At 55.0% G+C, this 13,825-nt stretch carries 16 protein-coding genes; 6 read left to right on the top strand and 10 right to left on the bottom strand.

Features of this window, described 5'->3' with window-relative positions; all coding sequences use genetic code 11:
• Window positions 1-14 precede the first annotated feature (14 nt).
• The 8 genes from Q0O33_RS04890 to rpmG all read right to left on the bottom strand — a co-directional run bounded on the left by Q0O33_RS04890 (window position 15) and on the right by rpmG (window position 6,586).
• The gene (locus tag Q0O33_RS04890) at window positions 15-1,550 is read right to left on the bottom strand and encodes an acyl-CoA synthetase (protein ID WP_295496811.1); all 1,536 of its coding nucleotides are present in this window, start codon (window positions 1,548-1,550) and stop codon (window positions 15-17) included.
• A gap of 1 nt (window position 1,551) precedes the next feature.
• Window positions 1,552-2,310, bottom strand: a complete 759-nt coding sequence (locus Q0O33_RS04895; RefSeq protein ID WP_295496814.1) for a crotonase/enoyl-CoA hydratase family protein — start codon at window positions 2,308-2,310, stop codon at window positions 1,552-1,554.
• A 121-nt stretch (window positions 2,311-2,431) separates the two neighbouring features.
• Complete coding sequence (locus Q0O33_RS04900) at window positions 2,432-3,643, bottom strand: acyl-CoA dehydrogenase family protein (RefSeq protein WP_295496817.1); 1,212 nt, start codon at window positions 3,641-3,643, stop codon at window positions 2,432-2,434.
• A 68-nt stretch (window positions 3,644-3,711) separates the two neighbouring features.
• Window positions 3,712-4,845, bottom strand: coding sequence for a GNAT family N-acetyltransferase (locus tag Q0O33_RS04905; protein WP_295496820.1), 1,134 nt, complete (start codon window positions 4,843-4,845; stop codon window positions 3,712-3,714).
• Window positions 4,845-5,309: a RidA family protein gene (locus Q0O33_RS04910; protein ID WP_295496823.1), complete on the bottom strand. Its 465-nt coding sequence runs from the start codon at window positions 5,307-5,309 to the stop codon at window positions 4,845-4,847. Before Q0O33_RS04910 ends, Q0O33_RS04905 begins: the two co-directional genes overlap by 1 nt.
• Complete coding sequence (locus Q0O33_RS04915) at window positions 5,306-5,962, bottom strand: HAD family hydrolase (protein WP_295496826.1); 657 nt, start codon at window positions 5,960-5,962, stop codon at window positions 5,306-5,308. The genes Q0O33_RS04910 and Q0O33_RS04915 overlap by 4 nt, the downstream gene beginning before the upstream one ends.
• Entirely contained in the window at window positions 5,959-6,228 is a 270-nt protein-coding gene (locus Q0O33_RS04920) for a DUF3572 family protein (protein WP_295496829.1), read from the bottom strand. Before Q0O33_RS04920 ends, Q0O33_RS04915 begins: the two co-directional genes overlap by 4 nt.
• Window positions 6,229-6,418: 190 nt before the next feature.
• Window positions 6,419-6,586, bottom strand: a complete 168-nt coding sequence (gene rpmG / locus Q0O33_RS04925) for a 50S ribosomal protein L33 (protein WP_125229418.1) — start codon at window positions 6,584-6,586, stop codon at window positions 6,419-6,421.
• A 373-nt stretch (window positions 6,587-6,959) separates the two neighbouring features.
• Between rpmG and Q0O33_RS04930 the strand changes: the two genes are divergently transcribed.
• Window positions 6,960-7,424 carry a DNA starvation/stationary phase protection protein gene (locus Q0O33_RS04930; protein ID WP_295496831.1) on the top strand — a complete coding sequence of 155 codons (465 nt, stop codon included), beginning with the start codon at window positions 6,960-6,962 and terminating at the stop codon, window positions 7,422-7,424.
• A gap of 68 nt (window positions 7,425-7,492) precedes the next feature.
• Here Q0O33_RS04930 and Q0O33_RS04935 read toward each other — a convergent pair whose 3' ends face one another.
• Entirely contained in the window at window positions 7,493-8,287 is a 795-nt protein-coding gene (locus Q0O33_RS04935; protein WP_295496833.1) for a cold-shock protein, read from the bottom strand.
• Window positions 8,288-8,502: 215 nt separating this feature from the next.
• Here Q0O33_RS04935 and Q0O33_RS04940 point away from each other — a divergent pair, with 215 nt between their 5' ends.
• The 5 genes from Q0O33_RS04940 to rpoN all read left to right on the top strand — a co-directional run bounded on the left by Q0O33_RS04940 (window position 8,503) and on the right by rpoN (window position 12,976).
• Window positions 8,503-9,120 carry a ribonuclease D gene (locus tag Q0O33_RS04940; protein WP_295496836.1) on the top strand — a complete coding sequence of 206 codons (618 nt, stop codon included), beginning with the start codon at window positions 8,503-8,505 and terminating at the stop codon, window positions 9,118-9,120.
• 25 nt (window positions 9,121-9,145) lie between these two features.
• A complete protein-coding gene (gene lptC / locus Q0O33_RS04945; RefSeq protein ID WP_295496838.1) occupies window positions 9,146-9,781 on the top strand; it encodes an LPS export ABC transporter periplasmic protein LptC in 636 nt (211 codons plus the stop codon).
• Between the two features lie 55 nt (window positions 9,782-9,836).
• Window positions 9,837-10,319, top strand: a complete 483-nt coding sequence (locus tag Q0O33_RS04950) for an LptA/OstA family protein (RefSeq protein ID WP_295496926.1) — start codon at window positions 9,837-9,839, stop codon at window positions 10,317-10,319.
• Window positions 10,320-10,492: 173 nt separating this feature from the next.
• Window positions 10,493-11,218 carry an LPS export ABC transporter ATP-binding protein gene (gene lptB, locus Q0O33_RS04955; protein WP_295496929.1) on the top strand — a complete coding sequence of 242 codons (726 nt, stop codon included), beginning with the start codon at window positions 10,493-10,495 and terminating at the stop codon, window positions 11,216-11,218.
• 264 nt (window positions 11,219-11,482) lie between these two features.
• Window positions 11,483-12,976, top strand: a complete 1,494-nt coding sequence (gene rpoN, locus Q0O33_RS04960) for an RNA polymerase factor sigma-54 (RefSeq protein WP_295496841.1) — start codon at window positions 11,483-11,485, stop codon at window positions 12,974-12,976.
• Here rpoN and Q0O33_RS04965 read toward each other — a convergent pair whose 3' ends face one another.
• Window positions 12,977-13,771, bottom strand: a complete 795-nt coding sequence (locus tag Q0O33_RS04965; protein ID WP_295496844.1) for a nucleotidyltransferase family protein — start codon at window positions 13,769-13,771, stop codon at window positions 12,977-12,979.
• Between the last annotated feature and the right edge of the window lie 54 nt (window positions 13,772-13,825).

Below are 13,825 nucleotides of genomic sequence, written 5' to 3' on the forward strand. Positions count from 1 at the left end.
GCGGCATTATAGCCTCAACTTGTCGGCTTGTCCTGCTTTGCCCAATATTCATCGCGCAGCAGGCGCTTATATAATTTTCCGGTATCATGGCGGGGAAGCTCCTCGTGAAAATCGATACGGCGCGGGATTTTGATACCCGATAGCTTCTCACGTGCGTAAGCGATTAGTGCGTCACGCAAATCATCGCCCGCGTCGGCCATATCGAGTGGCTGCACCACGGCGATAACCTCTTCGCCCATTTCGTCATGCGGGCCGCCGATGACCGCAACGTCGCGCACGCGGGGATGGGTTATCAAATGGTTCTCGATCTCTTGCGGATATATGTTCACGCCACCCGAAATGATCATGAAACTTTTACGGTCCGTGAGGTAGAGATAGCCCTCTTCATCCAGCCGCCCGACATCGCCCAATGTGGTCCAGCCATGCTTGTTCGTCGCGCCTTTGGTTTTTTCGGGATCATTATGGTAGCTGAAAGACGCGGCACTTTCGAAGAACACGGTTCCTTCTTGGCCCACGGGCACATCCTCGCCTTCTTCATCGCAAATATGCATCGTCGCATTCAACGCCCGGCCAACAGACCCCTTATGCGTCAGCCATTCCTCGCTGGAGATGAAGGTTATCCCCTGCCCCTCGGTCCCGGCATAATATTCCCGCAATACAGGGCCCCACCAGTCAATCATCGCCTCCTTGATCGGCACAGGACATGGCGCGGCGGCGTGGACGGCGCTCTGCAAGCTAGATACGTCGTAGTTGGAACGCATATCTTCAGGCAGCTTCAGCATGCGCGCAAAATGCGTTGGCACCCATTGGCTGGCGGTAATCTTGTATGTCTCGATAGCCGCAAGCGCCGCTTCAGGATCGAACTTCTCCATCACCACGACCGTGCCGCCAAGGCGGTGCACCGCTGTACACCAGCGTAACGGAGCGGCATGATAAAGCGGGGCGGGGGACAAATAAATACTATCGCCCGAAAATTTGAACGCCATCATAGCAAGGCCAGCAAGCACGTTGGGGGCGGCAATATTGGCGTCTTCGGGCAGCGGGAAGCGAATACCCTTCGGCTGCCCAGTCGTGCCCGAACTATACAACATGTCGGTGCCCGCGCGCTCATCGGCCACCGGCGTGATGGGCATATCGGCGACCGCATCGGCGTAATTTTCCCATCCGGCATGTGCGCCGCCAAGGCTGAAACGCGTAACCGAGCATTCAATCTGGTCCAGCACCGCACCAAGATAAGGCGACGCAAAAAGCGCCTTCGACCCGCTGTCCTTCAAGATATAATCGATTTCGGACGCCGTGAGACGGCAACTGATGGCGACATAGATCAGCCCCGCCCGTTGTGCGCCCCAGGCAAGATCAAAAAATTCGGCACGGTTTTCGAGGCAAATTGCCACCGTATCGCCATGCTGAAGCCCAAGCGCCCGAAACAAATGGGCGCACTGGTTGGAACGTTCATCAAGTTGCTTGTATGATATGGTCTCGCCCGACCCCGCCATGATGACGGCGGGCTTATCAGGATGTGCGGCGGCGTGGACGACGGGATGGCCCATGTTACTCCCCCCGCCAATTTGGTTTGCGCTTTTCGGCAAAGGCCAAAGCGCCTTCACGCGAGTCCTTCGACGCAAAAACAGGCCCGCTAATTTCGCTCTGCTTCTGCCACATTTCGTTGGAATTCCAGTCGGGGCGTTCATTAATGATACGCTTCGTTGCAATCAATGCTAGGGGTCCATTGGCGGCGACCTTGGCAGCAAGCTCAAGCGCAGCATCAATGGCAGCGCCCTCCGTCACGCGGTTCACAAAGCCTATTTCATACGCCCGCTGCGCAGAGATAAAATCACCCGTCAGCGCGAGCTCCATCGCCATGCGTTTACCAATAATCGATGGTAAGGTCAGCAAACCACCAGCGGCCGCGACAAGGCTGCGCTTGACCTCGGGAATACCGAATTGCGCCTTATCATTTGCTACCAAAAGGTCGCAAGCAATAGCAATTTCCATGCCGCCTGCGAGCGCATAGCCTTCGACTGCGCCAATGACCGGCTTAGCTGGCGGCGACTCAATAAAGCCTGCAAAACCCTTGCCCTTGATGCTGGGTAGCTCTCCGCGCAGAAACGCCTTCAGATCCATGCCCGAGCAGAAAGTCCCGCCTGCGCCCGTGACGATCCCCGCATTCAAGCTTTTGTCGTTATCCAACTGCTCCATGGCCGCAGCGATGCCTTGCGCAACAGCCTGGTTGACTGAATTCTTAGCCTCGGGCCGGTTGATGGTGATGATCAGGACACCGTCCTGGGCTTGAGTTAGGACTTCGGACATTCACACTCTCCTAAACAGTAACCATAGCCCTGCGCTCAGTCGAAGGGGCTTGTTAAACAATGACTGCGCCCAGCGGTGATGCGCCCTTAGACACGCTGAGGGCTATCCTTTTAAATATCGCTCACCGCCCCTTGGGAAGGCCAAGCACATGTTCGCCTATGATATTCTTCTGAATCTGGCTCGTGCCGCCGCCAATCGTGGCGGAAAAGCTATTGAGGTAAGACCGATGCCAATAGCCATCATCGACGGCATTTTCGTCACCAACATAATAGCCCGCGCGCGTGCCCTGAAACTGCAATGAAAATTCCGTTAGTTCGCGCACCAATTCGGTGCGCGCCAACTTGTTCATTAACGCCAGCCCCATCGGGCGGTCACTGGTGAGCGGGGCCATGCGGCGGCGTTGGTTGTTGAGGTTCAGCGCCTGAATCTCGATCATATAATCGACCAGCCTATCGCGCATGACGGGATCATCCAACACTGGCTTACCGCCCCGCTTTGCCGAACGCGCCATATCGACAACACCCATCACATCCATTTCCTTGACGAAATAGCCGCCAACCGGGTTTACCTTCGCGCCGCGTTCATATTCTAACGTCTTCATCGCGACCATCCAGCCTTGCCCTTCTTCGCCGACAAGGCCCGATGCCGGGATGCGCGCATCAGTGAAAAAGCATTGGGTGAAGCCATATTCGCCGGTAAGTTTCTTCAACCGACGCGTTTCAACACCGGGAATTTTCATGGGCGCTAAGAAGAACGAAAGCCCAGCATATTTGCTTGGTCCGTCATTCGAAGTGCGCGCGAGCAGGATCATATAATCTGCACGATCACCCAGAGATGTCCAGATTTTGGAGCCATTGATGACATATTCGTCGCCATCACGCACCGCTTTGGTCTGCGCGCTCCCAAGGTCCGAACCATGCTCCGGTTCCGAGAAGCCCTGACACCAAATTTCTTCGGCAGACAGCATAGGCTTGATGAAGCGGCGCTTATCCGCCTCACGGCCAATGTCGAGCAACAAGGGCCCTGTCCAGCCATTGGCAATGGCGTTGAGCATGATCGGCGCATCATGGCTTTTCATTATCCGCGTCGCGATACGCTGATATTCGGGATGCATGCCATAGCCGCCATATTCAGTGGGCCACGACATGCCAAAATAGCCTGCTTCGTAAACTTTGCGTTGCCAATCCCGCAGAAAATCAAACTGCTGATCGGTCGACACTTCCATGAAGGTCAAAGGCAGCATGAAGCCGGGATCGCGCACCGTATTTTCGGAGAACCACGCGTCGCATTGCTTTTCAAAGGCGGCGAGTTCCTGCGGGCTTGGTGTGCTCATGGGCTGATTCCTCTCTACGCATTTAATTGCGCGATTAAATTAAGGATTGCAAGAGCCGTTTGACTAGTTCAGCCCTTCTTGAACGGTGCCATTTCGCCGAGAAATTCGATCTCGCGCTCCATCGCCTGAGTTTCCCGCTTCAGAAAATCGGCCACGGCTGCTCGAAAGCCTTCATTGGCAATATAATGCGCTGAATAGGTAGGCACCGCTTCATAACCGCGCGCCAATTTATGCGCGCCTTGCGCGCCTGCTTCCACGCGGGCGAGGCCGTGGGCGATGGCGTAATCAATCGCCTGATAATAACAGAGTTCAAAATGCAAAAAGGGTACGTCTATTGTGCAGCCCCAATAGCGGCCATATAGGCAATCGGGTCCGACAAAATTGAGCGCACCTGCAATCGGACGGTCATCATCAAAGGCGAGGAAAAGGACGATGCTGTCGCGCATTTTTGTGCCGATAATGTCGAAAAAAGAACGGGTCAGATAAGGCGTGCCCCATTTGCGCGCGCCGGTATCCTGATAGAATATCCAGAACGCATCCCAATGTTCGGGTGTGATATCCGCGCCAGAAATTTGTTCTATGCGGACGGCCTCTTGCGCACCTTTACGTTCCTTGCGGATGGCCTTGCGCTTACGTGACGATAAGGCACCCAGAAAGCCTTCAAAATCGGCATAATCGCGGTTTTGCCAATGAAATTGCGTTCCAACGCGTGTGAGCCAACCTGCCGCGCGAAATAACTCCAGTTCCGCCTCTTCAACAAAAGTGGCATGCGCGGACGACAGGCCATTTTGGTCCACAACCGCTTCGGCGGCGGCCAATATCACTGGCGCAAGAGTGGGGTCGCGCAATAACAATCGCGGCCCCGGAACGGGCGAAAATGGCGCAGCAATCTGCAGCTTGGGATAATATTGCCCGCCCGCTCGGTGAAATGCGTCGGCCCAATGATGGTCGAACACATATTCGCCTTGGCTGTGGGTTTTAAGATAGGTTGGAAGCGCAGCAGCGGGAATGCCGCCTTCATCGCGGATCATGATCGGCGCAGGCGACCAGCCCGTCCCGGGGCCAACGCTACCAGACTCCTCCAACGCAACCAAAAACGCGTGACCGACAAACGGGTTGCCCCGCAGGTTCAGCGCATCCCACTGGTCGGCGGGAATATCGCTAACTTTGTTTAAGAGTTCGGCGGTGACGCCGTCGGTCATTAAACCGCGCGCACCTTTACAACGCAGTCAATCTCGACGGTTGCGTCGCGTGGCAATACAGGAACCGAGACCGCCGCGCGGGCATGCTTGCCTGCGTCGCCGAACACAGCTTCCATCAAATCCGAAGCGCCATTGGCGGCTTCGGGTTGATCCGTGAAATCAGCGGTCGAGGCGACAAATACACCAAGCTTGACGATCCGTTCCACACGGTCGAGGTCGCCACCGAGGGCCGCCTTCATCTGGGCGATGAGCATGACTGCGCACGCTTTAGCCGCAGCCTTTCCGTCTTCAAGACTGCGCGTGTCGCCGACTTTGCCGGTGACAACCTTGCCATCGACAAAGGGCAACTGCCCCGAAATGAACAGCATCCCGTTCGCTTCGACAGCGGGCACATAGGATGCGACCGGCGCAGCAGGTGCCGGAAGAATAACACCCAGTTCGGCCAATTTTGCTTCGATCATCATATTACCTTTTCCAATGCGGGCGCGGGCACATTTGCCACCAGCTTTTCCCTAATCCAACTCTCCGCATCCGCCCAACGATCCAGCCGTGCATGCGCCGATTTTGAGGGCTTTACGCGGTCCCACAGCAACGGCTCACCGACAAAATGCAGACGCCACACATCGGGATGTTGTTCGCCGACCGATTCATGCTGATGCCCCAGATCGTCAACAAAAACCGCTACGCTCGGGCGATATTCTTCGAGAATCCGTCCAAGCGCCTCACCCTTGCCGCCTTGATTACAATAAACAGGTGCGTCGATGCCAACGGCCCGCAATTGCTCTGTCCGCGGCCCTGCGCGATGGTCGAGCAGGTTGGTCAGGATGACGACATCGGCATGTTCACGTAGGCGATTAAGGCCTTCTACGGCACCATCAATTGCCTGTTGCCGGTGCATTTCGGTATCGAAAAATCCGTTGAGCAAATCCCAAACCTGACCGCGTTCGACAATGGTGCCATCATGCTTGTGGCGCAATGCCTCACCCCAGTCGCCATGGACAAGGTCGAAATGGATATGGTGGACGCCATCGAGCCAATCGCGAAAGGGCACGATCATATGCAACAACACTTCGTCGCAATCAGAAATCAGCAATGGCCGGGAACTTGTGACACTCATGATTCTAACTCCTGCCGTGCATTTACCAGCACAACTGGCGACACCCCAATGACCTCTGCGCAAGCAACAAGGTCAGGCTCATACGCCTCCAAAAACGATAATATCGCCGCCTGAGTACTACGCTCCATCACGCTGTCGCGCAGGCCCTCTGGCGTGAGGCCCGTGAGCGACAATAATCGCTCCGCCCGTGATTCTTCCATCAATGCCCAAGCCAATGCCTGGAACGCCATAGCCGATGCGTCTAACGTGTCGTTTCTCTCATGCATGACTTTCGCTTAAGCCAAGGCATAGCCGAACGCAAAGCGGGAAAAGATCCGTATGGATAAAAAGGTGATGGCGTTCTGGGAGGCGGTGCGGGCTATTGTAAAAAAGCAAGCGGCACGGCACTCATGTGGCAGCAATCAAAAAGGGCGCCCGAAGCGCCCTTATCGATTAGCATTCCAAGCAGCGCTAGGCTTACTTGATTTTGGCTTCCTTGAACTCGACATGCTTGCGCACGACGGGGTCATATTTGCGGAACGTCATCTTTTCGGTGATGTTGCGCGGATTTTTCTTGGTCACGTAGAAGAAGCCAGTGTCAGCGGTGCTGAGCAGCTTGATCTTGATCGTGGCTGGCTTCGCCATGGCCCATTCCTTTTGTTCAAAAATTTCGCAAAAAACTGCACACCAAAAAGGCCGCGCCGTTTACAGACGGGGGCTAATGCGGATTCGCGGGGCTAAAGTCAAGCCAATAAGCTGGCACCTGGATTGGAGACCTGCCAAATTCTTGCCGAACTGACATGCTGAACGCATTTCGAGAGCTTACTTTTTCTCCACCCCGGCACACAAGGTCCTGAACCCGGTTCGATATGATGCGTAGGCTGCGCGCGCAAATGTAGCGATTCGTTCATCCTACCAATGTCAAAATATCTGTATCGTGCACTGCCCTGCGGTGCGACAGCTTGGAAATCGGTCCCTTCATACCCATATTAAGGGTCCCCCCTACAGGAGAAATGCAATGGCAGCTGGCGACAATAGCAAAAAGGCATTGGCCGACGCGTTAAATGGCATTCTGGCCGATTATTATGCGTTATATTTGAAAACCAAAAATTTTCACTGGCATGTCACTGGCCCGCATTTCCGCGAATATCATTTGCTGTTTGACGAACAAGCGACAGAGCTGATCGCCACGACTGACCTTGTGGCCGAACGGGTGCGCAAATTGGGTCAGGATACGCTGACCTCAATCGGATCTATCGCGGCAAAGCAGAGGATTATGGATCATGATTCGACGGCAACCGATGCCGCCCAGATGCTGAACGAGCTACACGCAGATAATGAGACGCTGATCAAAGCGTTAAAGGACGCCAAAGACCTGGCCGACGAAGCAGGGGACAATGCGACCGATGGTTTGCTTGACGATTGGACCGACCAAGCCGAGCAACGCGCTTGGTTCTTGGCAGCGACCATCGGCAAGGCGTAAGGTCCAGATACAAAAAAGGCGGGTAAAGCCTATTGCTGCACCCGCCTTTTTGAATGTCAGAAAAGCGCTTATTCGGAAAGCGTGCTCAGGTTTGTTGCCGAATATTTGCCGCGACGATCGATTTCGATGTCGAAGGACAAACGGTCGCCCTGTGTCACTTGACCCATGCCCGAGCGTTCAAGCGCCGAAATGTGCACAAACACATCTTCGCCGCCATCATCACGTTGCACAAAACCAAAACCCTTCATGTCATTGAAGAATTTCACAGTGCCGTTGGCGCGTTCGCCTGTCGATTCGCGCTGTGGACCACGAGGGGCCGAATCGCGATCGCCGCCACGGAAGCCGCCACGATCATCGCCGCGCGGTGCACGGTCACGATCGAAAGCTGGACGGTCAGGACGCGGGGCGCGTTCACTAACGGGCATTGGTTCACCGTCGATGACGAGATCGGTCGCCGACACCTTGCCGCCACGCTCCACAAGTTGAAACTCAAGCGGTTGGCCTTCAGCAAGACCAGCGAGGCCAGCTTGTTCGACAGCGCTGATGTGCACGAATACGTCGTCTGGACGACCATCTACCTGAATGAAGCCAAAACCCTTTTGACCATTGAAAAACTTGACGATTCCCTTGCCTGAGCCAATGACCTGCGCAGGCATTGGTGGGCCACCGGGGCCACGGCGTGGGGCACCAAAGCCACCTCCGCCGCCACTATTGCCGCCGCCGCCATATCCGCTGCCGCCTGTACGGCCGCCACCAAAATCACTTTGATAGGGGGATGGCGCGCGATAGCCATCGTAGCTTTCATCACCAAAACCGTCTCTCTTGTCCCGGCCCTTGCCAGCACGCTTGCGATCAAAACCCATAACTTCTTGCTTGCCTTCTCATCGCCCTAAACCACTATGTTATGCAGTCGAGGGCGACTGTACTGCACGCCACAAGCGCAACCGTCGGTGATCACGCAATTGCCAGCTATATCGTAATAAAATGTGACGCGATAGCAAATATTGTTGCGGAAAATCACTGTGCCTAGGCTGTACTTTCATTTGCCTTGGGCAGCACTGTCGGGCAAAGGGCAAGCATGAGCGTATATTTACATGAAGAAGACCTTCCCGTTGGCGTATTGGCGGAAGGTCCTGTCGCCGTTGACACTGAAACCATGGGGTTGATTACCCCGCGCGACCGACTTTGCCTGTTGCAGATTTCGGATGGCCGCGGCGACGAACATTTGGTCCATTTTGGCCGTGACAGCGACTATAAAGCACCTAATTTGCGGGCGGTTCTTGCCGATCCTGCACGCCTGAAGCTGTTTCATTATGCCCGATTCGATCTGGCCGCGATTTCGCATTATTTGAATGTCGTCGCGACACCATTATTCTGCACGAAAATCGCCTCGCGCCTGACTCGGACCTATACGGATCGCCACGGCTTGAAAGAATTGGTGAAGGAGATGCTCGCAACTGACATTTCCAAACAGCAACAATCCAGCGATTGGGGTGGCCCCGTGCTGTCCGAAGCTCAAAAGGATTATGCCGCAAGCGATGTGCGCTATCTTCACCGCCTGCATGACGAATTTGTCATCCGCCTCGAACGAGAAGGCCGCACGGCAATGGCGCAAGCATGTTTTGACTTTCTACCACACCGCGCGGACCTTGATCTTGCCGGTTGGCCAGAAATAGACATATTCGGGCACAGTTAAGGTTCGATCTGGTTAGACATCTATCATGTCAGCACAAGCCGATCTTGAACGCACACAAAGACAACGCTGGGCCATGCCCGGCGGGCAGCATGACCGCCTAATCCGCGCGCTGCGTTTTGTGTTGCCCATCATCATTGGCCTGTTGGTGGCGCTGCTAGCATTCAGCCCCTTTACCGGCAAACAGGAACTGAGTTTCGTACTGAATAAGGATGAAGTAGACCTGTCACGCGAGCGGCTGCGCGTCGTTGAGGCATTATATCGCGGCGATGACAGTAAAGGCCGTCCTTTTTCCTTACGCGCTGGCAGCGCAGTGCAGAAAACATCTGCCAATCCTGTCTTGGACATGACATCCTTGTCGGGCCGGATAATGTTAAATGACGGACCTGCTTCAATCATCGCGCAGCGCGGGGTTTATGACCTGAATAAAGAAACGATGCGCGTGAACGGTCCCTTGGCTGTTGAATCGACGGGCTATGACATGGTCGCCAGCAATGTAGAACTATCGCTGAAAAATCGTTCGATGCAAAGCTTTGGTCCTGTTAGCGGTCGGACGAAAGTGGGCACATTCCATGCGGGGCGGCTGCGCGCGGATCTCGACACGCGTATTGTGCGTCTGGATGGCGGTGTTCGTTTGCGTATCGACCAGAATGCGATTAAGTGAACGCGCAATGACTATCCGTTCTCTCTACTTTGGCCTGTGCGCAGCTATTGCTGGCATGAGCATGCTGTCCACGGCTTCGACGGCGCAAAGCATTCGCAATCATGATAGCAACGCCCCTGTCGATTTTTCGGCCGCGTCTATGGAGTTGCAGGACCGCGCAGACCGAGTGGTGCTGTCTGGGGGAGTAACAGCGATACAAGCCGGGCTTACGCTGAAGGCAAATCGTGTGACCGCAGCATATTCCAGCAATAACGGCGTTGATGTGAACCGCTTGGATGCCACAGGCGGCGTGATGATAACCAAGGATAACCTGCGCGCAACCAGCAATTCCGCTATATATGATCTCGACTCTAGCCTGATCACGCTGATCGGCAATGTGAACCTCTTGCAAGGCAGTAATCGTCTCACCGGTGGCCGATTGGTCATTGACCTGAACGCTGGCCGCTCGACAATCAACGGTGGCGGCGGGGCGGCCGGCTCAACAAATCTGGGCGGCAGGGTCACTGGCACCTTCAGCGTTCCGCAACGCAAAAATTAGGCTTGAGCCAAAGTTGTAAATTATTCAGTGCAGCATGAACCATGCCAATTGCAAAATGCTTCGCTATTCACTAGCTATCATACAGAAAACAAAAGCATCATTGCAGGCGGATATTGAATATGGAAAGCATAACGGCCACCCCACCTGCTGCTGATGCGACCACTGATGCGGGTATGCAATCGGGGTTGGGCGTTTTGTCAATCGCCAAAAGCTATGACAAGCGCGCCGTTCTGACGGATGTCTCGCTGTCCGTGGCAAAGGGCGAAGTGGTCGGCCTGCTTGGTCCCAATGGCGCGGGCAAGACAACTTGTTTTTACTCGATCATGGGGCTGGTTAAACCCGATAGCGGCCGTATCACGCTCGATGGCGCTGATATTACCAAGCTGCCAATGTATCGCCGCGCCATTTTGGGGCTTGGCTATCTGCCGCAGGAAACGTCTATATTTCGCGGGATGACGGTTGAACAGAATATCAGCGCGGTTCTCGAAATGTCGGAACCCGACGCCGAATCGCGCGATGAGCGGCTGGAAAAACTGCTGGACGAATTTGGCCTGACCCGTTTGCGTAGCGCGCCTGCCATGGCCTTGTCTGGCGGAGAGCGTCGGCGGTGCGAGATCGCCCGCGCACTGGCCGCGAACCCGTCGATCATGCTACTTGACGAACCCTTTGCCGGCATTGATCCAATTTCGATCTCTGACATTCGTGATCTTGTTAAGGAATTGAAGACCCGAGGCATTGGCGTGCTCATCACGGACCATAATGTGCGGGAAACATTGGATATCGTTGACCGTGCCTGCATCATTTACGGCGGTCAGGTTCTATTTGCCGGATCACCAGAGGCGCTGGTCGCCGATCCCAATGTCCGCCGCCTATATCTGGGCGAAAGCTTTTCAATGTGATTTGGAGGATATGACTACACTCTAGGCCGTGGACCCACAAATATCACCTTCGAGGCACCAAAATGGCAAAGATATCGCAGCAAAATGTCCGCCGCAGGCAGTTATTCTGCCTGCAAGGGCATTTTGCTGTGAGATCGAAGCCATTTTGGCGTCCTTCGGATTTAACCCATTTTGTCCATAACTGCGTTGGCAAAGCGCGCCTTGCACTGAACAAAATGGCCTCAAACCTCGAAGGCTATATTTGTGAGTCCACGGCCTAACTTCATGGCATTAGCTCCGCGCCTCGACCTTCGCCAAAGCCAGTCGCTGGTCATGACGCCGCAGTTACAGCAAGCGATTAAGTTATTGGCGCTTTCGTCTCTCGAAATCGAAGCTTTCATCACCGAAGAGATCGAACGCAACCCAGTGCTTGATGCGGGCGGCGGCGATTCCATATCAGACACGCCGCTTGATGAATTGGTGCAAGCTACAATAACAGAGAGCAACGAACGCGGCAGTGACGAGATATTGGGCAATGACAGCCATGCCGCCTCTGACGCGCTTGACGTCGATTTTGGTGCGGAGACCTTCCATCATGATGCGCCATCCGACAGTGTGGGCGGCGCAGACGGGATGCTTGGCCTGTCGGGCAGCGCGATGTCCAGCGGCGGTTTTGAGGGCGACGGCCCAGATTTCGAGAGCTTTGCTGCACGCGATGTAAATTTGCGTGAGCATTTAATGGCGCAGGCGGGTGCAAGCCTTTCGGGGCATCCGCTTTTTCTGGTTCAACAGATTATCGAGCATATTGAACCCACAGGTTATGTGGGTGAAGATTTGCTGGCTATGGCGCAGCGCCTTGGCATACCCCTATCCGAAGCAGAAGCTGCGCTGACCGCGCTTCAGCGCTTTGACCCGACGGGGGTTGGCGCGCGCAATCTTGCCGAGTGCCTTGCGCTTCAGGCCAAAGAAGCGGACCGCTATGACCCATGTATGGCAAGGCTCATCGACAATCTCGATCTGGTGGCCAAGGGCGCTTTTGACCAATTGAAACGCATGTGCCGCGTCGATGACGAAGATTTGCGCGATATGCTGATTGAACTGCGCGGCTATGATCCAAAGCCGGGGTGCCATTTCGAGAGCGAAGACAGCATGGCTGTAACCCCGGATATCTATGTGACACAACGTGGTGATGGCTGGTCGATTGAATTGAACAGCGCTAACTTACCCCGCTTGCTGATCAACCGAAGCTATGTGGCGGAGCTTGGGCAGGACAAGGCTACCAAGGCGTGGCTCAGCGATTGCATGGCCGATGCCAATTGGTTGATCAAGGCCATGGACCAACGGCAACGCACGATCGTCAAAGTCGCGACCGAAATCGTAAAGCAGCAAGATGGCTTTTTCCGGCGCGGTGTTGCGTATTTGCGGCCCTTGACGCTGCGCCAGGTCGCCGATGCTATTGAAATGCATGAATCTACCGTCAGCCGGGTAACGAGTAACAAATATCTGCACTGTGGACGCGGGCTATTTGACCTCAAATATTTCTTTTCGTCCGGTGTTCAGTCGGCCGATGGCGAAGGCGCGTCCGCCGAAGCCGTCAAAAGCCACATCAAATCGCTGATTGAGGCCGAGGGCGATAAAATTCTTTCGGACGATACGTTGGTCGAGCTGCTGACGGCAAAGGGCTTTGACATTGCCCGCCGGACGGTTGCCAAATATCGTGAGGCTATGGGCATTGGTTCTTCGGTGCAGCGGCGTCGGCAAAAGAAAATGGGCCGTTAGTCAAGCTGCGGCGGTATGACCGCCCAGTGCTTCGCGTTCGGTCATGATTTTTTCTGCTTGAATATGATCGCTCAGCTTGTCGACATCGATGGCGGCAACGGGGTCGGACATGGGAACCAGCTTTGCGTCTAAACCAAGCCGCTTCCCGGCCTGCTCCATCGCCTGATGCAAGCCAATGGTGCGGGTCAGCGCACGCACCGCCAAAAGCAGACCAAAATGCAGAAATAGCCGCCACGCCTTTTTTCGATCCTGCTCGGCATCGGCCCATAATTCGAGCGCAAACGATGACTTCTGGGTCATCAGCGCAAACAGATTGGCACCGGACCACGCGCCGTCGGAAAAGCGCAGCCAGGTTCGCTGCGCATCCGGAAACCGCTTTAGCATATTTTGGCGTTCCACCATCCCGACCGCAACATCACCATCCGCATGGCGCACAAATTCGTCGATCATCTCTACGGTCAACATGGGGTGGTCGGCCGTGGTCACCAATAAGGGCGAAGAAAAACCCAAGGTCTCGGCCTGCGCTTTGACACTCAATGAAATGCTGTTCTGGCTTTCTACCAAAATGGCGCCGCCGGCCGCGTCAACGGCGAGGCGCAGATGCTCTATGTCTTGCGACAATATGACAACTTTATCGATGTGCGGTGACAAATGCAGCGTGCGGACGACATGGCCAATCATCGGTTCGCCACAGACCGGAACTAAGGCCTTGTGTTCAAGGCCAAAATGCTGGGCAAGCCTATCAGGGCCGGGCCGCTGTCCGGCAAGGATGATGCAGGTCCATTGCGCTTGCAAGTCGCTTCTCCTAAACGCGAAAAATCAGAAAGGTTCGTCGATTAGTCTGACTGC

It is taken from the genome of Sphingorhabdus sp. EL138, from assembly GCF_945862485.1.
Taxonomy (GTDB): Bacteria; Pseudomonadota; Alphaproteobacteria; order Sphingomonadales; family Sphingomonadaceae; genus Sphingorhabdus_B.